This window comes from Mucilaginibacter phenanthrenivorans (assembly GCF_024721155.1).
GTDB lineage: Bacteria > Bacteroidota > Bacteroidia > Sphingobacteriales > Sphingobacteriaceae > Mucilaginibacter > Mucilaginibacter phenanthrenivorans.
Window position 1 is genome coordinate 1 of sequence record NZ_JAHVAP010000003.1, and the last position, 22378, is coordinate 22378.

22 protein-coding genes are annotated in these 22378 nt (G+C 44.1%); 2 read left to right on the forward strand and 20 right to left on the reverse strand.

Annotated features, from left to right (window positions below):
• The 8 genes from KXD93_RS06485 to KXD93_RS06520 form a co-directional block, all read right to left on the reverse strand.
• A partial coding sequence (locus tag KXD93_RS06485; protein WP_258136123.1) for a TraG family conjugative transposon ATPase occupies positions 1–1751 on the reverse strand: 1751 nt, incomplete at its 3' end.
• Between the two features lie 2 nt (positions 1752–1753).
• On the reverse strand, positions 1754–2068 hold the full coding sequence (locus KXD93_RS06490; protein WP_258136124.1) for a DUF4133 domain-containing protein: 315 nt from the start codon (positions 2066–2068) through the stop codon (positions 1754–1756).
• Positions 2068–2481 carry a hypothetical protein gene (locus KXD93_RS06495; protein ID WP_258136125.1) on the reverse strand — a complete coding sequence of 138 codons (414 nt, stop codon included), beginning with the start codon at positions 2479–2481 and terminating at the stop codon, positions 2068–2070. Before KXD93_RS06495 ends, KXD93_RS06490 begins: the two co-directional genes overlap by 1 nt.
• Before the next feature lie 10 nt (positions 2482–2491).
• On the reverse strand, positions 2492–2833 hold the full coding sequence (locus KXD93_RS06500) for a DUF4134 domain-containing protein (RefSeq protein WP_258136126.1): 342 nt from the start codon (positions 2831–2833) through the stop codon (positions 2492–2494).
• A gap of 7 nt (positions 2834–2840) precedes the next feature.
• Positions 2841–3416 carry a hypothetical protein gene (locus KXD93_RS06505; protein ID WP_258136127.1) on the reverse strand — a complete coding sequence of 192 codons (576 nt, stop codon included), beginning with the start codon at positions 3414–3416 and terminating at the stop codon, positions 2841–2843.
• Positions 3417–3569: 153 nt separating this feature from the next.
• Complete coding sequence (locus tag KXD93_RS06510; RefSeq protein WP_258136129.1) at positions 3570–4493, reverse strand: RteC domain-containing protein; 924 nt, start codon at positions 4491–4493, stop codon at positions 3570–3572.
• A gap of 104 nt (positions 4494–4597) precedes the next feature.
• Positions 4598–5764: a hypothetical protein gene (locus tag KXD93_RS06515; protein WP_258136131.1), complete on the reverse strand. Its 1167-nt coding sequence runs from the start codon at positions 5762–5764 to the stop codon at positions 4598–4600.
• Between the two features lie 94 nt (positions 5765–5858).
• A complete protein-coding gene (locus KXD93_RS06520) occupies positions 5859–6041 on the reverse strand; it encodes a hypothetical protein (RefSeq protein ID WP_258136132.1) in 183 nt (60 codons plus the stop codon).
• Between the two features lie 360 nt (positions 6042–6401).
• Between KXD93_RS06520 and KXD93_RS06525 the strand changes: the two genes are divergently transcribed.
• Both KXD93_RS06525 and KXD93_RS06530 read left to right on the forward strand, forming a co-directional pair.
• Positions 6402–7220 carry a sensor histidine kinase gene (locus KXD93_RS06525; protein WP_258136133.1) on the forward strand — a complete coding sequence of 273 codons (819 nt, stop codon included), beginning with the start codon at positions 6402–6404 and terminating at the stop codon, positions 7218–7220.
• Entirely contained in the window at positions 7217–7957 is a 741-nt protein-coding gene (locus tag KXD93_RS06530) for a LytR/AlgR family response regulator transcription factor (RefSeq protein ID WP_258136134.1), read from the forward strand. The genes KXD93_RS06525 and KXD93_RS06530 overlap by 4 nt, the downstream gene beginning before the upstream one ends.
• Here KXD93_RS06530 and KXD93_RS06535 read toward each other — a convergent pair.
• The 12 genes from KXD93_RS06535 to KXD93_RS06590 all read right to left on the reverse strand — a co-directional run bounded on the left by KXD93_RS06535 (position 7954) and on the right by KXD93_RS06590 (position 22325).
• Positions 7954–10932: a lantibiotic dehydratase gene (locus tag KXD93_RS06535; RefSeq protein ID WP_258136135.1), complete on the reverse strand. Its 2979-nt coding sequence runs from the start codon at positions 10930–10932 to the stop codon at positions 7954–7956. The two genes, KXD93_RS06530 and KXD93_RS06535, sit on opposite strands and share 4 nt — an antisense overlap.
• Positions 10933–11088: 156 nt before the next feature.
• A complete protein-coding gene (locus KXD93_RS06540; RefSeq protein ID WP_258136137.1) occupies positions 11089–11658 on the reverse strand; it encodes a hypothetical protein in 570 nt (189 codons plus the stop codon).
• Positions 11659–11717: 59 nt separating this feature from the next.
• Positions 11718–12491 (reverse strand): sensor histidine kinase, encoded by a 774-nt coding sequence (locus KXD93_RS06545; RefSeq protein ID WP_258136138.1) that lies wholly within the window; start codon positions 12489–12491, stop codon positions 11718–11720.
• A 359-nt stretch (positions 12492–12850) separates the two neighbouring features.
• Entirely contained in the window at positions 12851–13282 is a 432-nt protein-coding gene (locus KXD93_RS06550; RefSeq protein ID WP_258136139.1) for a hypothetical protein, read from the reverse strand.
• Between the two features lie 53 nt (positions 13283–13335).
• Positions 13336–13515, reverse strand: coding sequence for a hypothetical protein (locus KXD93_RS06555; protein WP_258136141.1), 180 nt, complete (start codon positions 13513–13515; stop codon positions 13336–13338).
• 68 nt (positions 13516–13583) lie between these two features.
• Positions 13584–14372: an alpha/beta hydrolase gene (locus KXD93_RS06560; RefSeq protein WP_258136142.1), complete on the reverse strand. Its 789-nt coding sequence runs from the start codon at positions 14370–14372 to the stop codon at positions 13584–13586.
• Positions 14373–14402: 30 nt separating this feature from the next.
• A complete protein-coding gene (locus KXD93_RS06565; protein ID WP_258136143.1) occupies positions 14403–15203 on the reverse strand; it encodes a DUF1223 domain-containing protein in 801 nt (266 codons plus the stop codon).
• A gap of 121 nt (positions 15204–15324) precedes the next feature.
• Positions 15325–15924, reverse strand: coding sequence for a LytR/AlgR family response regulator transcription factor (locus KXD93_RS06570; RefSeq protein ID WP_258136144.1), 600 nt, complete (start codon positions 15922–15924; stop codon positions 15325–15327).
• 134 nt (positions 15925–16058) lie between these two features.
• The gene (locus tag KXD93_RS06575) at positions 16059–16277 is read right to left on the reverse strand and encodes a hypothetical protein (RefSeq protein WP_258136146.1); all 219 of its coding nucleotides are present in this window, start codon (positions 16275–16277) and stop codon (positions 16059–16061) included.
• A gap of 255 nt (positions 16278–16532) precedes the next feature.
• Entirely contained in the window at positions 16533–18581 is a 2049-nt protein-coding gene (locus tag KXD93_RS06580) for a tetratricopeptide repeat-containing sensor histidine kinase (RefSeq protein ID WP_258136147.1), read from the reverse strand.
• A 91-nt stretch (positions 18582–18672) separates the two neighbouring features.
• A complete protein-coding gene (locus KXD93_RS06585; protein WP_258136148.1) occupies positions 18673–20874 on the reverse strand; it encodes a tetratricopeptide repeat-containing sensor histidine kinase in 2202 nt (733 codons plus the stop codon).
• Positions 20875–20945: 71 nt separating this feature from the next.
• Positions 20946–22325: a sigma-54-dependent transcriptional regulator gene (locus KXD93_RS06590; protein ID WP_258136150.1), complete on the reverse strand. Its 1380-nt coding sequence runs from the start codon at positions 22323–22325 to the stop codon at positions 20946–20948.
• Positions 22326–22378: the final 53 nt, after the last annotated feature.

Consider the following 22378-nt stretch of genomic DNA (forward strand, 5'->3'; position numbering starts at 1 on the left):
AAATCCTTGTCCTTTACATTATGGTTCTTCAGGATCTGTACATATTCTTTTCGCAGGTATTCATAAAAGGAATTAAAGCAGGCGAAAACTTTGCGGTTGGCCTCCAGGAATTGGAAAAACCCCTGCAATGCATTGGAAAGCGCGACGTACTCACTGCGCATAAAGCTTTCGTTTTCCTGTTTCCAGAGTGTGACCAGCAGTGCCTTCAGGCTTTCCTTCTTTTCCGTATCTAAAGAGTGTCCTGCCGGCAGGTAAAAAGGGTTAAAACGGATAGGATTGCTTTCCTCATAGGTAAAATAATAACCGCCGACTAGCTCACATAACCCCTTGTAGCTGCCGCCTATATCCACGGTGACACAGTGCGCACCTTGGTCATATAATGTTCTTAAGATATGGTTCACAGTCATGCTTTTACCGCCTCCCGAGGTGCCGCAGACCAGCATACCCATATTGGAGGTGATCCCGGTTTTCCGGGGTGCGTCGAAAAGATCGATGAAAACCGGTTTTCCCGTAAGCCGGTCACAGAATCGGATGCCCTCCGCAGGCGGATCACTTCGATAGTTCCCCTCCAGGTTTAAAAAGCAAGCGGCCTGTTCCAAAAAAGTATCGAAGGTGTCGTTTTCCGGAAAATCTGCGGCATTGCCGGGTATGCCTGCCCACCATACCTGTGCGGCACCGTCCGACTCCTGTTTGCAACTCGCGCCGATCTGCGCCATAGCAGAACCTACCTGGTTTTTGATATCCTGTAATTCATCTTTGTTATTCGTCCAGGCTAGTACATTGAAATGGGCTTTTATGGGCAGCCTTTGCTGGCTTATCGCCTCATTCAGAAAATCGTTGGTTGCGTCACGGCTGATTGCGTTTTCCCGGCTATAAGCAGATAGGGATTGCAGCCGGAGCTTTTTGGCCTCGAGGGCCTTCAGGGTTTTCCCGGTATCGCTTATAAAAAGATATTGATTATAGATATGATTGCAATTCAGTAACAGATTCAGCTGCGTGGTGAATCCTATTGGAAATTTAGTCTTATCCGAACTGTATTTGTCGTAGGTCATCCGGCTGCCGCAAAGCGCCGGCAGATCTTCCGCATCGCCAAGCGAAAACAGCTGGGCGTGCTGGTCACCAATCTGGATCCTGTCTTTCAGATGGATATCCTTGATCATCGGACGATCTTTGGCAGATAGCAAAAAACAGTACTGTTCCAAAATGCCGGGTCTAACTTCGGTTCCGGCCAGTTCATCATTTTTTAGTCGGCTTAATTTGATCAGCCCGCAATCGCCCAGAATCCTTTCGAACTGCCCGACTTTTTCCAGGAACTCAGGTAACATCCGTTCATCGGTAGTTTGCTTTGGAGCCACGTTCTTCCGCAGAATACCCGAAAAGGCGCTGCTGGCTTGTTTCCGGTCGGCTGCCTTTTGCGTGAGCATCAGGTAGCAGGAATGATCAAGGAAAGGGCGGCCAGTGAAATGCCGGTCTGCCGCTGCCGTCAAAAAATTCTCGGGCAGTCCGGCTGCGCCCTTATAGGAATTACGGATGAATATATCCTGTTTATGTAAGATACTATGCTTGGGTAAAACCCTGATCGCGCGTACCCAGGATTGATGATAAACTTCATAGTCCTCCTCTGATAAAGTAAATATCTCCGGTAAGAAAACATGATAAGCTACAGTAAGATCTCCGTGGACCGAAACCATGCAATCATGTTCAACTTTGTAGATCGGAAAAATTTTTTCCGCGTTACTGAATACTGACATCTTTATTTGATTAATCGGGTGAACAATTTGCGTGAACGGAATTTTAGGTAACCCGGCAGGTAATTTTTCGCACCGCGCTTCATCAAACCGTATTGGCCGTATTTATGGCTGAGTTTGTAGACCTGCATAAACAGGCCCGTGCCCAAGACGCTGATGACGAGAACGCAGAGATAGACCGGAAAACCAATGATATAAATGATAGCGAACAGGACGAGCAATCCCACCAATCCACCGGCGAGGAAGCCTATATATTGAGCCTTGAGCCCCTTAAACTCTATCGGTTTATTGATGCCTTTATTGATTTGATAAACCGGCATTACTTGACCCCCCTTCCATTTTTTCGTGTTCTGGTATTTTGCTGCAAACCGATTAACTGTTCCGACAAAGTCTTTTCACGGTTTTCCTTCGGAATGAAGGTTCCATCAGCCAGGTTATAGTGGCGGGCCAAGCCGATCGGGTCCAGTTCGATGATCGGTGGAACAGTAACTATTTCGACGTTTTCGGGACGTTCGCCGGCTTTTATATTACCGTCGTAAATGTTCTTTTTCTCTTTATCGAAAGGAATAACCGTAGAATCATCTTCCCAAAAATCCTTCATAGATATTATGTTCCAGGGAGCTGCTGTTTCCCGGAACTCGTAAATACGTGCATCCACAGTGAACAGTGTACCGCCGATTACATATTCAGGCAGCTTGCGCGCCATGCTTTTTGATGTTTTGTGATCCGCCATGATTTAATTTTTATACTCCAAAAAATGATTTTAAGACAGTGGCAACGACCACCAGGAAAATGCAGCTGCCAAACCAGCTGGATGCGACCTTACCGGTATCATGTTCGCCATCGTTCCATTTCTTAAATACTTTGATAGCACCAACCAGTCCCACAATTGCCCCGATGGCATACATCAGGTTCGTCCCGGTATCGAAATAACTCTTTACCTGTGAGGTTGCCTGGTTGATCCCGGCATTGCCATCCTGTGCCCGTACGGACTGTAGGTTCCAGATCAGCAAACTGATTACCGCTGAGATCCACTTTGCCTGTTTTGTCCAAAGTGTTTTGAATTTTAATAAGTTCGTTTTCATATCCGATTTATTTATTGTTGTCGTTATTCCAATAAGATTGCAGTTCGGTTAAAGTCAGGGGAAAAGGAAACTCAGCAGCGCCTTCGTTGATCAGGTACTCGTTGATCTGGTTTTCATAAACAGATCCCGTCAGCGAAGTGTATTTTTGGACGATCAGCCGAAAAAGCATTTCAAAATTCTCCTTCGATTCGCTGGATTCATTGATGACACGGATCAACGTTTTAACCTCGGAGATCATTTCTGAAAAATCACCAAGCAGGTGGGTATCAGTTGAAATGCTGCCAATAGTTGCTGAGGGATGAGGAATTACAGACGACTCATTTTCATCCGCCGGGCCAAAAGATAATTCTTCCTGCGCAACGAAATCTATACCTTCCGGTTTTATTGTTCCTGTTACCGGGTAATCCGTTAGCTGGAAATCTCCTCCGGCAAATTGCCTTACTGCGGGCTTTTTTCCTGTCAGGCGGTAGATCGCTGCCTGAAGTTCCGATCTGTAAAAGGTCAGGCCCACATATCCATAGTAGGCAATCGCTATAAAAATTACTGCTGACCCATAAGTGAACCATGAAATTGAATGAAGCATAATCTTTAATTTATCCGCCTGCTTAATTACTGACGGCGACAGGACAAAATTCCGAAGATGGGTTTTCAATCTTATCCGAGTTTGTCCGACTCGGACAGCAACTTTTTTTATAAAAATGAAAAAAGCGGCGTTTAGCCGCTTTAAACAAAGTTTCTACCTGAGCTTTTTTTGAATCCGGAGTAAAAAGGCGCTTTTCATTTCGTCAATATAAACCGTCGGACTGGGGCGGCCGCAAAGCCAGTCGTAGGTATCATAGAAATTCCCAAGGGAAATATTAAAGGACTTTTCAATGAATTTGACGATGCTTTTCAGGTTTTTTTTGCCGAAATCGTAGGTATCATAGAAATTCCCAAGGGAAATATTAAAGGACTTTTCAATGAATTTGACGATGCTTTTCAGGTTTTTTTTGCCGAACGCTTCTGTAGCATGCCAGCAATAGATCAGCTCGATCAGGGCGCATTTGGTTTGTTTCCAGTCAAAATCCCGGAACTCAGAATCAATTTGTATAATGGCGTCTTTCTGACTGATCCTCTGAATAGCCTGTTCCAGATGTTCCTGCATCAGTTCGCTGGCTAATACCTGGGCAAGTTTATGATCATGCGTGGTACTAAAGGTTGGATCAAAGTCAATGACACATTGATCCGGGTCAAGATGTACATCGTAGTTGCCCCGGACAAAATAGTATTCATCAAGGTAGGTCGCCTGGGTACGTACATACTGGTAAAAGGAGAGATTACTTTCAAAAAAATGATAAAGGATCTTAATTTCATTGGCGAAATAATCCGATACCACTTTGCCGTCACCAATAGGCTTCCTGATCTCCATATTCAGCAGCGATTGGTAAAAAATGAGTTGTGACTTGAATTTTGGTTTGATGTGCTTAAAAAAAACAATTTCTTCAGCTGGTGTGCCAGGGTCATTAAGCTTGCAATAGTCTTTTAATTTCCGGAGGTATTTCAAGCAGGCGTGTATGGATTTTTCCAGCCTTTTTATTACCTGATCTTCTTCGAGCGTGAGTGCGTTGAGATCTTTGTTAAGGTCCGCATATAGCCGGTCGCTAAATTTAGTTATCATCATGTTACCTTTTTGATAAATGGCTTTGCCACCAGTTAGCAGAAACCGGTGTCGCAAACAAAGCCTTAATTGTATCAATTTTTCATAGCAGTCCTTTCGGTTTTAGTTCAGGGAAAATAGGTTTTATTGAGATAGTTGATCATCTTTTGCAGGTAATCTCTTACGATTGCTGCCGTGGCCTGATCGAGACTGTAAAAGGCCTTTCTAAAGCTTTCACGTGAAATATGGATTTGTTTTTTGGTGGTAAAGTATTGAGTAAAGAACCTGGTGATCTTCGAGACATTCGTATCCGGGAAACATCCTGCCTTTGAAAAGATGCGGATAAACAAGGCAAATTGTGGTACGGAAAGATTAAGCGGAAGCTGGATCGGAATATTGGATTTCTTGATTGCCCGGATAGTTTTATCCTGGTTCCCGCTTTTTTCATAGAGCCAGGGCAGCAATACGAGATCGGCAGAAGGAAGTTCCGGTTCAAATGCTTTTTCAGGGTCCACAAATATCCCTGTGAACATTTTAATTTGCTGACTGATAAAAATTGTCTGTTCCCGTTTACCGGATATTTTATTGAATTGAAACAGGATATGCTCACGATACCAGTTTAAAAACCACTGCGTGTTCAGGTTTTGCCGGTAAAGTGCCTGGGCTAAACTATTCGTTGTTATTCCATGAACCGTATACATAAGCTGATGTACCATTCGAAGCAGGTTCAGTGTATGTTCCGTTTGCCGGTATGATATCCCGGATTGTAAAGCGTCATCGGTCTTTTCCTGTACGGAAATACCAATCACTTCTACCAGTGGGATTGCTATCTCTTTTCCTGAATAGGAGATCAATTCCTTCCTGAATGCGTCTATTTGGGCGCACTGCCGGCGGCAGGAATGGTTAGTTATTTTGTAATCCAGATCGAAATAATGGTAGCATTGATGGCGGAGGAAATTCAAGAGCTGCTCAAGCTCGCTTAAAATTTGCTCAAAAGGATCTGGGCCGGTTGCGTTTTTCGAATGAGCACCACCAACAGGTATGATTCGGCTGATCTGATTAGATAGCTGAGTGATACCGGCCTGGTGGAATTGAACATACCTTGTGATTACCTGTTCTTTCGCGGAGCTGAAAAGCTCTTGCACCCATTTTTCCTTTATTTCCGCACATAACGTTTGGACGGACTTTACCTGATCTGGCAACCTTTCAAAGTTGTCAGGTTCATTAGCGGTCCTGTTATTCTTCAGGACTTCTCCAATGAGGTTTTCAAGCCGGTATAATGCTGATTTAAGCAAAATGCAAACAAGTTGATTAACATTTAGTTAATATAAAATTGTGTGTTTAAGTAGGCAACTGGGCGCTTTTGCACGATAATGTTAACAAATATTTCTATGCAGTTAACTTTTGAGGTGCTAAATGGGTAGCAGTTGTAAGCACTGTTATCGTAGTGTTGGTTGGATCTGTGCCCGTCGGCGGGTCAGTTTCTCCAAAGTAATTTTGTGAGTTCGCTGAATTAAAATGACAAATGGTGTCTATATTTTTATTCAGTTTTTTTGATTTTGATGTTTTCATAGCTTCTTTTTTTCTCAAAACTATTTCGGTATGAAAACTCAATGAACTTTGTTACGCGGAGACCGATTTGCTCAATGTATAAAGGTGTTGGTGATATAATTTTGACATTTACAACGCATAATTTTGAAAATAAGATCCGTCATTTTAAGACATGTATTGGTTTGGATATTATTTATAACCTACGAGGTTTGCTATGTGAAATTCGCTGCTGGGGTGACGTCAAGTGTCTCTCATTTTCTCATGTTTTATGTTTTAAACATTGGTCTTTTCTATTTTAATGCTAACGTTATTCTTGATTTTGCATTCTTTAAAACCACAAAGCCCTATTTAATTTCAGTATCTCTTATCTTATTAGAACTTGTGGGATACCTCGTTTTTAAATTTGCATTAGATTATAGTATAGCTCCTTCAACTGAATCGCTGCTGGTTCAGTTGAGAAAAGATGAAAGTTATATAATGATCAATGCCTGGAGAGGTATATATTTTATTGGTTTTAGTATTGCCTATTGGTCTATGCGTTACATGATTTTTTTTAAAGAACGAAATCATCAAATGGAAACCGAGCAATTGAAATCCGTAGCCGATAAGCTTGAATTGGAAAATAAGTATTTCTCTGTTGAAAACGCGTACCTGCAGAATCAAATCAGTCCGCATCTGTTATTCAATTCCCTAAATTTTATTTACAACAAAGTATATAAAGAATCAGCTGAAGCCGGAGACAGTGTATCACGGCTTTCGGATCTGATGCGTTATTCGCTGGTCAGCGCCGATGATTCCCGGACTGTCCCTTTAAGCCAGGAAGTAGCGCAAATGGAAAACCTCGTTGAGCTTTGCCGCATGCGATTCCGTGAGCAATTCTATTTGCGTATCAAAAAACAGGGAAAGCTTGCTTCCGTACAGATCATCCCCTTGACTTTGATCACGCTGGTGGAAAATATGATGAAGCATGGTGACATGGGTGATAAAAAACAACCCGCCAGGATATTGCTGGAAGTTAAGGAAGACCGGCTAAGCTTTTCGATCTGCAATAAGAAAAGGAACACCAACCTTTATCCGAAGAGCGGCCTTGGGCTTAAAAATATTGAAAAAAGGCTGAGCAATTATTACCAGGAGCGGTATCAGTTGCTCATGCGCGAGGATGAGGAACTATTTACTGTTAACCTAACTATTGATCTATGAATACAATCAGCTGCTATGTGGTAGACGATGAGGACGGGGCGATCGCACTGCTCCGCGAATACATTGAAAGAACGCCCGGGTTGGAATTGATCGGGTCTTCACTGGATCCGGTCGCGGCACTGGACGACTTAACCGGTCCCAATGCTCCGGATATCACTTTCCTGGATGTGGACATGCGTTTGCTTTCAGGTATGGACCTGGCCGGAATGGTCAACTTATATACGACCGTGGTTTTTACGACGGCGTTTTCAAAATACGCTTTGGAAGCGTTTGAAAAAGAGGCTTTCGACTTTTTATTAAAACCAATCACTTACGAGCGGTTTGCCAAGTGCATCCTGCATGCCAAGCGTAAAAAGAAACTGATGGCAAAAAATGATTATCCGATACGGGAGGATTTTTTCAATATTAAAAGTGAGGTGAAAGGCAGGATGGTCAAGATCAAATTTGACGAAGTGATCTATATCGAAGGCGCTATCAATTATATTCAAATCCATACGACCGAAGGCAAGCATATGACCTACTTGACCATGAAGGATATCGAAGGTTATTTGCCCAAACCATTATTTGCACGGATCCATCGTTCGTTTTTGATCAACGTTAATCATGTTAAAGTAATTGAACGCAGCCAGGTTCGAATGGAGAACGGCGATGCCCTCATCATGGGTGATTATTACAAACAGCGGTTTCTTGATCTGATGGATGAGCATCTGATCAAGACAGAACGTAAACAGGCTTAACCGGATCGTTTAAGCCTTCCTTTTACCGACAGCAGGTATTTATGCAGCAGGTAATAGCAAATCATTTCCTGTTTCCGGGACTCATCTGTAAACACCCGGTTGAGGTGCATGTGGATGATGCTGCGCAGGTAATTCAGATCGGTTTCTCCGGGCATATGTTTTTGTATGATTTGAAGACTTTGGCGGAAATTTTCACCGGCCCTTAACGACCCACTGAGCAATCCAGGGTCAGCGAGCTGAAACGCCGACATGATTCCGCCTGTCAATTCACGATATTTCTTGTCCAGTTCTACTTTAAATGGCTTGTCGGTAAATTCCGGCAGGAACTGCTGAAAGCTGTCCAGGGTAAACCAAAGCTGCTCATTTGGATCGCGGATAAATGCCTGAATCATTACATAGGTGGAATATATAGCGAAAGCGTGCGTGCTGGCAACGGGCTTTTTCTTTACCTGCTCTAAAAAGCTTAATACCAGTTCGCTGCTAAACCAGAAAAAACGTTCAGAATTTTCAATCCCACCGGCAGCATACCGTTCCAGCTCACGGCTGTAGACGTCAATTTGAAATTCCCGGATAACATGCTGCTGGATGCGATCCTCCAGTTTAGCTTTAAAAGCCAGTAATAGCTGATTGATCGAATCCGGGCTTACCTGCAGCCTTAAACGAATGTGCGGGGCATGATCTTCATAGCGGATAAAGAACCATTGTCTGATCTTAAAGCCTTCGTAACGCTTCACCAGCAAAGGGGCTAACTGTAAGAGTAGCCGGTCAACACCGATCTTCGGCGCATAGATCTTCAGGTAAAGCCAGGAGGAACCGGGAATGTATTTGCGCTGGGCTTTCGGTTTAGGGTCTTTGAAGGTCCCTGGGCTCGGCAGGACAAGCGGTTCGGCTGGCAGCAGGTAAGAATTGTACTGTTTTACTTCCGGCTGATTCAGAAATTCTTTTAGAATCACTTCTTTTTTCTGACGGATACAATCACAGAAAAACATCACATCAGGCTTGTTTTGACCATCAAAAACCAGTTCCTGGTCGCCTTCGGCAAGTGAGAAATAGCGCGGCAGGCGGATTGTTTTGCTGAGGGTATTGAAGATATCGCTGATGTCGTTACGCTCAACCTGTAATTTGGCGAGCTGCTCCTCTTTGATGATCCAGGTAGCCAGGCTTAAAATACTTTCCTTATGCTCTATCCTCGGATAAAAGCCAAGGCCTGGGAAAAACTGCCGCAGATCGATTCCCAGATTTGATCGCCCGTATTGATAAGGCAGATCCGCCAGGAAGCGGAACAAAGGCAGCTTATTGAGACTGTGATTATAAGCCGAACTTAACCGGGGTATCACAAACTTCCGGTGCTGCCCGGAAAATAGCATGGCCTTGTTATCGATGATCCTGATAAACAGATCCGATAGCTGGAGCTGCCGTTCTGCCGGTAAGGCCGATGCCGCTGTGACCGGTAATTCATAATGATAAATATGGGCCCGGCGATTAACATTGTCCGTATGCGGATCTGCCAGATGGAGTAGTTCGGCGAAGATAAGCCCGGGATTTTGTTCTTCCAGCAGTAAAGCCATTTCCTGTGCAGCCAGCGCGATCTCGTCACCGGTCAGGGTGAAACGTCCCATCAATGCAGGCGCGTTAATGCCGCCGGCGTTTTCGATAAAGACTTTATTTTCAGTAATGCGAAAAAGCACCGACATGCCCAACAGCTGTTCGGATAAATAGCCGGATTTTAGGTGCTCAAGATCTTCATTTGCGATACGTATGACAGGGTCTTCCGATTTATCCCTGAGCCAACATTCCATCAATATGCTGTGAGCCGCAGACCAGGCCGCGTTTTGATTCGGTTGGTTACGGTAAGGGATATGCAGCGTTTCAAGCAATGGGTTGTTTTTCCCGGTTTCCGGTTGCTGATAACCTACACCAGCTTCCGGATCAAGCGCCCGTAAAAGCGGCAGCGTCTGTCCCTCAAAATGCTGCTGAAAAGATTGAATGAATTGCGACATCGCTGCGGATTGTCCGGTTGGCGATAGCAAAGCTAACGCTGAAATGCCGTCGCGGAGCTTATCCTGAAAACCCACGCCCAATTGTTCTTCATTCCCTTGCCTTTTTAATATAATATTTAACTTATCAGCAGGGAGAGGACTTGCAGGCGAAAAGGCTTGCAGGCTTTGTTCGACCTGGTCGATAAAGCCGGGATTGATCTCAGCCGGATTTTTCAGCGTGGCAAATATATGAAGCAGGTTGTTTTTTAATTGACTCTCCTCCAGCTTTTTTGCTAACCCTTCCAGATAATCGGGGCCGGTTATATTCATCTGGTTTTTATCGATGAGCAGTTGAGCGTCGATCAGAAAGTCTGCATAATCTTCGGCCTCGGCGGGCGCACAATTTGCCGCGACGGCTATCTGGCTAACGATCTCCTGCCGCAAATAACCGTTGGGATTTCCGGTCAGCAGGTCCTTAAGCATTTTGGAAAATGCGATCGACTGCAACTGGTATTCCCGCTGTCCTGCTTCATCCACGCCGGTTCGAAAAAAGCGGTATTCATTCAACACCCGGTAAAGGGAAGGGTTGCTTTGAAATCTTGCGCTTTCCTTAAGCGCTTGATCCGGCAAATATTTGAAGAGTAAATTTTGCATCGGCATGGCCACGTTTATAAATGCGCTGAAGCTTGCGGGATGATCTTTTGATCCGAGCTTGTCCCGCCACGTCACCAATGACACCGAAGCAAATAGGCCGAAAGGCGTCGGACGGTAACAATACCTGTTGATATATTTCTGTAAAGTATTCGCTTCTTTGACAGATAACTTAGCCGCCTGGAACTGCTGGCGTTCCAGTAGGCTAAAGAAGGCCGGCGTAGCGAGTCTTATTGCTGTTCGGAAGATTGGGTCATCCAGAAAGATCTGTGGTTCAGCGCTGTAATCGGCTTGATTTTTAACCGGCCTGCGCAAAAGCAAATGCGGTGAGAAGTCATAGTTCATGATAGTGTTTAGATAGATGTTAATGGCCTAATTAAAAAATCATCCTGCCGGCCCTGAGCTTTTTAAATACAGCCGACGGTCATTTTTACTTTTCCGGCATGTGCCAAAAAAGCGCCATAACATTCGTCATGACGCTTTTTTTATTAAACAGGCCGGTTACTTTGTCGGGAAGAAATAGGCCAGTCGGAGGGCCAATACATTGATCCTGGTGGCGTCCTCGTCTTGAATAAAATTATTAGTGGAGTGTTCATAACGTACGCCTGCATCGATCAAACTTTTCCTTTTAAATTTGAATTGGTAGCCTACCTGTGGCGCGTAAACAAATACTGCATAGCGCGCGTTGATTGAATAATCTGTACCTGCTTCACCCTGAACATACAATTGTTGTACGGGGAAAAATTTTAGGCCGGCTTTTACCGGGATTATATGGAGATCGGAATATAATATTCGCCTTACAGGATCATAACCTTTGCTGGAATAATGTTGATAACCCGAATTGATGGTCAGGAAAAATTGGTTTGCGATAGGGATATCGGCCTGCAGGGAGGCTCCCTGGCTCCAGGTATAGCCCGCTCTCATGCCGCCTAAAGGAATACCGGATTCAATACCTACGTTATAAAGAATACCTTTCATCGCTCCATTGGTGCTGCTGGTTTGTGCTTTTACTGAAATGGTGCCTGCTATGATCATAATGGCGGCGGCGGCTAATTTAAATTGTGTTTTCATTTACTGTTGAATTTAATTATGAATTTATATTTGAATTATATGAGAATAAAAGGGCTGCCTCATCCATGGCCGGATGTTCGATAAGCTGACACTACCGACTGCGGCAACGGAAGGGAAAAATGAAATGATGCACCACGGCCTTCTTCGCTTTTTACCCAGGTCTGTCCCCCGTGATGGCTGACGATCTCCTTAACCAGGTATAAGCCGATACCATAGCCTTTTTGATCAGTAACCTCTTGACAGTCTGCGCGAAAAAATCTGTTGAATAACTTTTGCTGGTTTTCTGCGCTGATCCCGATCCCCTGATCGCTGACCGAGATCGTTAAAATGCCGGTAAGGCGCTGACAGCGGATCATGATCTCGCTTTGGTCGGGTGAGTATTTAACCGCATTGGCTATCAGATTATAAACGACCTGCTTGATCTTTCCCCGGTCTGCATATACGCATTCCTCGTCTAAGACGGTAATGATCAGGCGGTGAGTTTCGAGATGCTGAAAATGATCGCAAGCGACTTCGAGCAACAGGTCACCTATACTAAAGCAGGTCTTCCTCAGGGTGATCTTTCCGTTAAAGATCAATGACATGTCAAGAACATTGTCCATGAGGGATGCCATTTCCATTACCTGGATATCAATTTTTTCCAATAGGCAGACCGTGCTTTGATCTTTGGACCTTTTGGCCAGCTTCTTCATCATTTGAACATAGAGCTTAATTACGGAGAGCGGTGACTTGAGCTCGTGGGTCAGGACAGCCATCAGATCGCATTTGATTTGCTCATCATGGAATTGATCACTGCCATTGTTACGCTCCCAGTAATTTACTTGTGTTGTCATAATGCGTTGCTAGTAGTTGATGAGCCAAAAGTATTGCTGAACGCGCCCCGGCTCAACTTGAAAACCGCCGAAACGGGCTGTTTCAGGTTTGAAAAGGGCATTTTATCCCCTGAATATTTTAGTGTATTTCCAGCATACGGACACTTTTTTGCTGATAGACACAAGAGATCCAGGGACGGTCCTGATTGATAAAAGCAATCGTCAGCGCATATAACTAAAACCAAGAAAGCGGGTGATGAATAAAAGAACTGGTCAAACGGGCAATACATAGTCTGACCACCTATCGGGTATGTGGTCGAACTATGTATTCTTTGTAGAAATGATTGAGAAGGTATTATTGAAAGCAGCCAAGTCTGGATTTACCAGTTGTTGAGCTTAAGTACGGAAGTATCACTATGAGATAGATCCAGGGGTAAATTATAAAAAGTAAGGGTGTAATTCACCGGAGCAGGAAGCAGGAAGTTAATTGGTGTAAAATAGTTAGGATGAAAGGCTGAACGGCTGATCCGGAATATGCTGCTGGTATCTGCCATTGGCTTTGCATTGAAGGTCAACAGCGGGCCGGGTATTAATTGATCCGGCATTAAACCCTGATTTAATGAATTTGCAGGCATCCTGCCGGAGAACTGCCGGGCACCGATGCTTACCGTACTGAAATGCCAGCCTGAACGGATATCGGCCTTAAAAGTGATTGCTTGTTCTGTGCAATGTAATTCGTTAGGGCCTGAACTTTGTGCATTGGCGCTATAAGCGGCGAATGCTAAAAAAAGGAACAGCATGATGTTTTTCATGGTATGATAGCTAACGTTAATAAAAATAGGATGAATTAACCCGGCCTTTTGATTTATTCGGCTTTATTTGGTTCTTTAGAAGGTTGTTTTACTTTCTTTTTCTGGCTCGTGATCATCATACCGCAAGCCTGGGGATTTGTTTCGAGGCGGCTCGCGGCAATATTGAACGCAGAAGCCACACCAATAAAAAATGCGAATAAATTTCCTTTAAGGCGGTTGATCAGGTTTTTCATTGATTTTGGGATTAGTGGTAAAAGAAAAAGGCTTTGCTATCCGTGTTGCAAAGCCTTTTCCGCCGTTGTTACTGATGATTTGCGGCTGCCATAATGACCTTGGCTACAGCTTCCGGTTGCGATATGAACACCACATGGGAGCCTCTGATCTCGGTTATTTTGGCCTTAGCTCTTTTATACATTTCGCGTTCGGTGCCGGGATTGATCGCTTTATCCTGTGTGGCTACGACGCCATAGCTTGGCTTTGTTTTCCAGGCTACTTCACTCACCGGCTCTGCAAAGCACTGGCCAATGATGGGCGCTTGTGAATCGCGCATAAAGTCACTTTGCGCTTTGGGCAGATCAGCGCTGAATCCGCTGTGGAATTTTGCCGGTTCGAAGTACACAAAACCATACTTATCCGGTTTGGTAAATCCTGCTTCCGGTGCTTGGGGTGCGGCTGAAACCCACTTAGCCGTATTTTCTCCGGCATCCGGAAGAAAGGCTGCTACATAGACCAGGGCGGCGACTTTAGGATTTACGCCTGCCTGCGTAATTACCGTTCCGCCCCAGGAATGTCCAACAAGGATGACCGGCCCGTTTTGCGAATCAATAACGCTGTTCGTTGCGGTGACGTCTGCAGCAAGCGAGGTTAATGGATTCTGAACCATGCTGACATGGTATCCGTGCTTGGTAAGGATGTTGTAAACAGCTTTCCATCCCGAACCATCTGCGAACGCGCCATGAACAAGGACGATATTTTTCACCGGTGCTTTTTGTGCGTTAGCTGTGGAGAAAGTCAGTAGCTGGCTTGTAAATACTAAGGCGGTTACGATCAGCAATTTAATGCCGCTTAATGAATTTGTTGTTGTTTTCATGGAATTATGATTTTATGTTTAATTGATGGTTTATTTAGAGGCTGCAGGTGTAGCGGCTTCCGATGTAAGCTGAGCACGGCCGGCCGCATTGATCACACGGGTATCCGGACTTTGCAGCAGGCCAACGATCTCCCAGTCCTTCGCATCAAAATCCGCAGGAAGATCAATTTGCACTGATCCGTTCTTGCCTGTTTTCAGATCGAACGTATACAGGTTGCGGACGATCTGGGCATGGTGCAATGTTCTGCCTTCGTTCTCCCCTTTTGTAACTTTGCTGACCGCGTGTTTTTCTACCACGGCTATGACAAGCTGGTTGTCCTTAGTATTGCCCTCCAACTGGTAATCTATTTTCATTTTACGAGCATGTTGTTCGCCTTTTAAGGATAAGGATTCGGTTGCATGAGCGCTTAAGGCATCATTCAAAGCGTTTTGTGCGGCATTTTCATCTCCGCCTACGAATTCAGATTTTCCGTTCACAATGACCTGTGGGGTGTAAACCTGGCCGGTGAATGAACTGCTGTATTGATATTGGCGTTTGCTGAACAACGGATTACTGAAAACATCTTTCCACCCCTGGCGGTTCCAGTAGTCAACATGGAAAGCCAGTACATAGACAGGCTTGTTGCCGTTCTCTCTTTGTATACGGGCTAAAAGCTCGTCTGCAGGAGGGCAGCTCGAACAGCCTTCTGAAGTGAATAATTCCAGGACGGCAAAGCCGTCACCGGCAATACTTCTGTTTGTTTTTGAGGCGAAGCTTTTGGTAACTAAAGCTGCGGTGATAACAAGGAGCACAAAAGCGGCACCTATAACGGACAATTTTATCGGTTTCATGAGATTTATTTTTGTTTTGAATCAAAAGTAGCAGCCGTTTTAACCGTGCTTTAGTGTTTAGTTGCCGAATCAGACATATTCACGCCTCAACCGGGAAATATCCGCCCTGAAGATCTGTTGCTTATCGGTCTCCCATCCAGGAAAGAAAAGCATTCGTTTTTTCTTTATGGATCAGCAGCTTGTCAGGAGTATCGATCAGCAGCTTCACAAAAAGTTTACGCAGGAAATAATGTTCCACTTCCTTGATCGCTTTGAAATTGATCAGGTATTTACGGTTGACCCGGAAAAACTGTCCCGACGATACTGAGCTCGTGATCTGATCCAGAGATTGGTTGAGGGTGTATTCCTGCTGATCGAAGCACATCATGGATACTGCTTCGTTCCGGATGTAGAAGAACGCTATATTTTCTGTTTGCACCGTCGTGTACTTTTGATTCTTGAAAACAAGAAAACTGGTTTTTGTGCCTGTCGTTTTAACTGGCTGCTCTTCCTTAAGGGTATTTTCTGCATCCCATATTGACGGTTTGTAGGTAAGAACACCGGGGATCTCCTTTGGGAGAAAGCTGTTCATCAGCAACGTTTCGGCCAGCTTGATCTCCTTTGAACCGATCAGGTTATTTCCCGGCAGGTATAACAAATGATCTTTGACAAATATCATATCATGACCGAATCCCGGACCTTGCAGATCTATAATTGCTGAATTTTTTAAGTGATTATACATATCGATACTTTTTGAATTTAATACTTCTGTTTATAGGGCGGTTAAGTTCCTGCGATTAACATTGAAGGTTACGTACACAGCAGGCATTGATGAGGCCTTTGGAACTTTGCATCTTTGTTTGATTCATGGTGAAATTATGGATGTAGTTTGGTGAATGCGATTTGGAGGCCGGGTTCCCTATTTTGCAATGGAGCTACGTAGTCGGGTTGTTTTCTGGCGTAAACCCGTCGTTTCTTTTTTAAAAAAATATGTACAGGACCGAAACTTGGTTTTCTGAATGGAATGACTGTCCGGATGATGACGATCACGCAGGCCGCCATAATGAGATGGGTAAAGAGGAACATGATTTCCATTTTCTTTTATTTTAATATTCGTGAACACAAGTTTGTCTCAGTTGAGCTTTATTTTTTGCGGCTCATGCTTGTCCTAAATACAAAGCTTGTGCCGTTCATTATTTGGCTGAAAATCAGTAGATTAAATTGGTATTATAAATCATGAAACCATGGGATTTCATGATTTTAAATGTCCTCGAATGAGATTTAATGATGAATCCGGGTGATTATTCAACCCAAAACCGGCTGTGCTTTAAGTATGCTGTATAAAAAGGATTAAGCTATGACGGCAAAGGCGCGTTTATCAGCTTCGGAACCTGGAAGCCCGTATGGTTTAAAACTGACGGTAATGCGGGTTCCTTGGATGATTTCAAATTGGATAGCTCCATTAATATCTTCGCTCAGGCCTTTCATCAATTCAATGCCAAATGAGTTAAATTTGGTACGATTTGGATCATCTGGCAGGCCTACGCCGTCATCCGCAATTACAAGTACGATATCCTGATCGTTTTGCTTTAATGAAATGTTTATCGTGCCACTGCCTTTTCCGGGGAAAGCATATTTAATAGCGTTGGTTACAGCCTCATTTATAATAAGGCCTAGCGGAACCGCATACGATAAATTCAGCGTAATCGGATCAATATCGACAGGGAAACGGATGCTGTCATAAACACCAAAACTTACACCCAGGTTCCCTACTAACTCTGGAACATACTCGGCCATGTCAATAGCTTTGATATGGTCTGAATGATATAACTTTTGATGAATAAGCGACATGGCAGAGATCCGGTGCTGACTATTTTCTACAGCTTTTAACGCGTCATCTTCCAAATACCTTGCTTGTGATTCCAATAAACATATTACGGTGTGTAGATTGTTCTTTACCCGGTGATGAACCTCCTTCAACAACCATTCCCGCGCACTGATCAGTTGCTGCAGCATTTTATTCCTGCAGCTAATGACTGCGCTGTTATTTTTTGAGATCCTGTACTGCCGGAAAAGTAAGCAGGCGATGACCATCATCAGGCAAGCCCCTGAAATGGTCCAGTTTCGGATATTTTTAGTGTGGACAAGCTTCAGATCCCGAAGTCTTGACTCATCCTGTAATTTACGGATGCTCCGATCTTTTAGATCAGCGTGATAAGCTATCTGCAGTTCCTGTACCAGCTTGTTTTTATCCGACTTGATTATATCATTGTATTTATTGCTTTGCTGTAAGTACCGTATGGCGGTTGTGAAATCCCGGGCGGTGGAATCGGCTTTAAATAATGCTAAGAAAACGCCTTTCAGATAGATAGGAGAGCCGTCAATCTTAAAACCTTTTAATGACTTCAGCAAAAAGGATTTGGCCTTATTCGGTTTTTTCGTACATAAGTAAAATTGGCCAACCCGGTAATAACCAAAAGATCTTTCCAATATTGAAGAGTTATCAAGTTTTTCGTTCATAAGGCGCAGCATCTCCATGTAATTTAACTCTGCCAATTTATATTGATCAAGTGCAGTGTAGCAATCCCCAAGCTGGCTGTACAATAAGATCATATTGTCAGTGATCGGCGGATTACTTTTGGCGCTATGATTTAAAATAAAGGAAAGAGCCTCCTTGGGTTTGCCTTGTTCAATTAAACCGGTAACAATGGACCCCCTGATATTGGCTACGAGCCCATAGTCTTTTTTTCGGACGGAGTAATAAAAGGCTTTGTATGCCCACGATAAATATTCAGAAGTATTCCCCAGATCTTTATTGATCCTGCTGATCCGGCCAAAAAAAGTGATGGCATGCGAGGAATCCTCCGCTGTCTGCATCATTTTTTCAGTTTTCAAGGCATAGGATAGCGCTTGATGATAATCTGCTTTAATGGTATAGAGTGCCGACAGGAGGTCGGTAGCAAACAATAAATTTTGGTGAGATGGCTTTTGCGCGGTATCAATGATTTGGAAAAGTTCTTTTTCAGCCAAATGAAAATTGCGTTGCTGCAGGTGAAGATCAGCGAGGTTACGAAGGACGTCGAGTTCCGACTGGTGGTTATTAAGATGCCTTTCCAGGACTAAAGCATTTTGGTAGCAATGTATTCTGAAGGGAATGTTTTCCTGGTTTGATCTGATATTAATCGATAAATACTGCCAGGCTATGCTTTCGTTAATTTCATCTCCGGTCTTTTTGCATTGCTGAATGATCGGTAAAAATAATCGTTTGGCATCCTCGGATGGAGCTTGACGGCATAGTGAATCTGCCTTATCGATCTGATCAGTGATCGCGGCGCTTCGTTGTGCTTTTAAATCTGCGCAGGCAATTAGGATGAGAATACTTAATAGGGACCATTTCATAACATGGGATCATTTACATACTTATCTTATTAAATAATTAACCACCCGGTCAATTTTGGCCGCCTAAGACGATTGGTGACTTTTTTGCCACCTACATCTGTAGCGTGGGTTTAAAACTGACGGAGATGCGAGTTCCCCCGGAATTCTGGAATTTGAGATCGGCATTGATCTCTGCACTCAATCCTTTCATCAATTCGACTCCCAACGATTGATATTCCGTGCTGAATGGGTCTTCTTGCATCCCAATACCATTGTCTGCGATCACCAATAGGATCTGGTGGTCGTCATCAACTAATGCAATATGAATTTCACCTGCTATAAACCCGGGGAAAGCATATTTAATAGCATTGGTGACCGCCTCGTTAATGATAAGACCTAAAGGGATCGCATAAGAAATATTCAGCGTGATCGGGTCGATATCAAATGTAAAACTGACGAAACCTGCAACACCGAAGCTTGCTTCCAGGTTATTGACCAACTCGGGAATATATTCCGTCATATCAATCGTTTTGATATTATCGGTCCTATACAGCTTTTGATGGATAAGCGACATTGCAAAGATCCGGTGCTGACTGCTTTCTACAGCTTTTAAGGCATCATCTTCCAGATACTTCGCCTGTGACTCCAATAAACAAATCACGGTATGAAGATTGTTTTTTACCCGGTGATGAACCTCCTTTAACAGCCATTCTTTCTCAACGACCAACTGTTGAAGCATATCATTTTTTCGTGTGATCATCGCGTTGGTTTTTTTTGCCACTTTCGCCTGCCGGTAAAGGAGGGCGGCGATCACTAATAGCAAACATGATGCGATAATCGTCCAGGTTCTGGTAGAGTCGGCATCTGCCAGATTCAAAGTTTGGAGTTTTGCAAAGTTCCTCAGATCATTGATACGCTTGTCTTTTTGTTGGGTGTCATACGCAATTTGCAGTTCTTCGATTTGCTTATTTTTGACCGAATTGAATAAGGAATCTTTTAATTGGTCGCTTCGCTGTAAATAGGTAATCGCACTTTGATAATTTCCCGCGGCTGAATCGGCTTTGAATAGCAGGAGGGAAATACCTTGTATATCTTTCACATCATCACCTTTTTCAAATCCCTTTAGCGCTTTAAGGAGATAAGGTTTGGCTATCCGATGCTGGTTTCTCAGCAGGTAAAAATTTCCGATGGACTGGTAACCTACAGCCTCCTGGCTGCGTATTAAATTAGCATTGCCTTTCTCGATCAGATTGATTATTTCAAGATATTTCTTTTCAGCTAAATCATAGTTTTTAAGACCGTAATAACAACCTGCCATGTTGGAGAGTAATATGATCTGATCGTGCGGATCGAATGGGCCATAGTTTTTGCTTTCATTTAATAAAAAATTCAAGGCCGCCCGCGGTCTGCCTAACTTAACTAAACTGTTGACGACCGTACTTCCGGTCGATACAATATACCGGCGGTAGCTTTTTATTTTTAAAACTGCTTCATAGGATTTTTTGGACCATTCCAGGACGGCGTTTTCATTTCCCAGATCCCGGTAGATGGTTTGCAGCCGGCCATAAAAGGTAATAGTATATAGCGAGTCGGCCGCCGTTCGCATCGTTTTTACCGTTTTCAGTGCGTAAAGTAGGGCCTTGTTGTATTCGCCTTTAGAAATATATAGCCAGGCCATCAGATCATAAGAGAAGAGCAAACTGCTATGTGATGCCGGCCGGCTCGGTTTGAGGGTTTGTAGTAATTCGTTTTCCGCGGTAATATAGCTTCGTTGCTGAATATGGATATCTGCAACTTTCCTGAGCAGTTCGTATTCGGACTCCGGGTCATTCAACCGTCTTACCAGTTTAAGGGCATTCTGGTAACAGCTTAATCTGAACTGGGTTCGTTTCGCATCGCTGCTGGGCTGATCAGCCAGGTATTTCCAGGCAATCCATTCGCTGCTGATATCTCCTGTACTTTTACATGTTGCTATTAAGGGAAGAAAAAGACTTTTGGCATCTGATTTAGGATTTGATCGGCACCGGATCTTGGTTCTGAGGATGTTAATGCGGTTTATAAAGTCCAGGCTTGGGGCTTCTGTATTGAGTTTCTCTGCCTGATTTAAATAAAATTCAATAGAGTCCGGATAGAAAACAAGCGCTGAATCTACATAAAAGCCAGCCACTTTGATTAGTATCGGAATTCGCGCAGAATCCAGTTCTTTACGGTTTTTTAATTTTTCCAACAATTGGTCTAGGGTTGAATGGGCCTTCTGCGCCATGACCGTCGCACCGGATATCAGGAATAAAATAATAGTGATGGTTGTTTTCATTTATTTTCAAATGCCAGATCGTTTCTGCCTGCAATGCATTGATCGATTTGTAAGCATGAACCGTTTTTTTATCAACCGAATTGTTTGGAGATCCCGAGTTTGACCATCCTGGATTTGAGTGTTGAGGAGTTGATATCAAGGAGATCCGCGGCACCACCCGGTCCGTAGATTTTCCAGTTGCATTTGGCCAGTGCGTCCAGGATATGATCCCTTTCGTTATCAGTCATTGTCTTCATACCTTTAATTTCAGGACTGCCTGTTGCGGACTGTTTAATAATGGGCAGGGCTATCTTATCGATCAGGCGGCCCTCACAAAGCAGGACGGAACGTTCGATAAGATTGATGAGCTGCCTGACGTTCCCCGGCCAGGGATAGTCGAGCAGCGCCTTTTTGACTGAATCGGAGAAGCCGGAAACATGCTTATGATTCGCTGCAGCAAAAATGCCCAGGTAATGATCGGCAATCGGCATAATGTCGGCTTTTCTTTCCCGCAACGGGGAGAGCTCTATCGGGAACACATAAAGCCGGTAGTAAAGGTCCAGCCTGAACCTGCCGACCGCGATCTCTTCTTCCAGGTTGCGGTTGGTTGCAGCGATGATCCTGACATTAACTTTTTTTCGTTTTCCGCCTATCGGGCAGATCTCTTTTTCCTGCAATACGCGGAGCAGTTTCGATTGGATCTCCATCGGCATTTCACCGATCTCATCCAGGAAGATGGTGCCATTCTCCGCTTGTTCGAATTTGCCGATCCTTTTATCAACGGCACCGGTAAAACTTCCCTTCTCATGGCCGAACAGTTCGGATTCAATAAGCGTGGGCGATATAGCCGCACAGTCAACGATGATCAGCGACTTTTTACCGCGCGCGGAATGATCATGGATAGCCCTTGCTACCAGTTCCTTACCGGTGCCGCTTTCACCAAGGATCAGCACCGGGCTTTCAGCAGCGGCAGCGATCTGTATCAGGCGGCCGGTATCTTTCAGTCCGGGACTTTTGCCAGCCATCCCGAAATTGTCGGGGGCGCTGCCTTTAGTATCGGCGGCGGCTTTCGAATGCGCGGATGAGCGTGTTAGTAAAAGATGCTCGGTATGCAGATCGGCCGCAATATCAAGCATGGCCAGTACATCTTTTTCACGAAATGGTTTGACCAGGAACCCGTAAGGCGAGGTTTGTTTAGCGAGCTTAAACGTCCGCTCATCAGAATTCGCCGAGAGGTAAATGAAAGGAATATGGCGTTCCTTGAGCACAGGCGCCAGATCGATACCGGTTTTATCCCCTTTTAAGAAAATATCCAGCAACACAAGGTCCGGCGGTTCCAAACGGAGGATTCTAAGTGCTTCGTCAACGGACCGGGCAATAGAACAAACGGTATATCCTGCTGCTTCCAGCACTTTGCGGAGATTGTTTGCCTCTATAAATTGGTCCTCAACTATTAATACTTTATTTTTCATACCAAAATTTCTTCAATAGAATTTCAATAACCAAATAGGCTGCGTTAATGGGC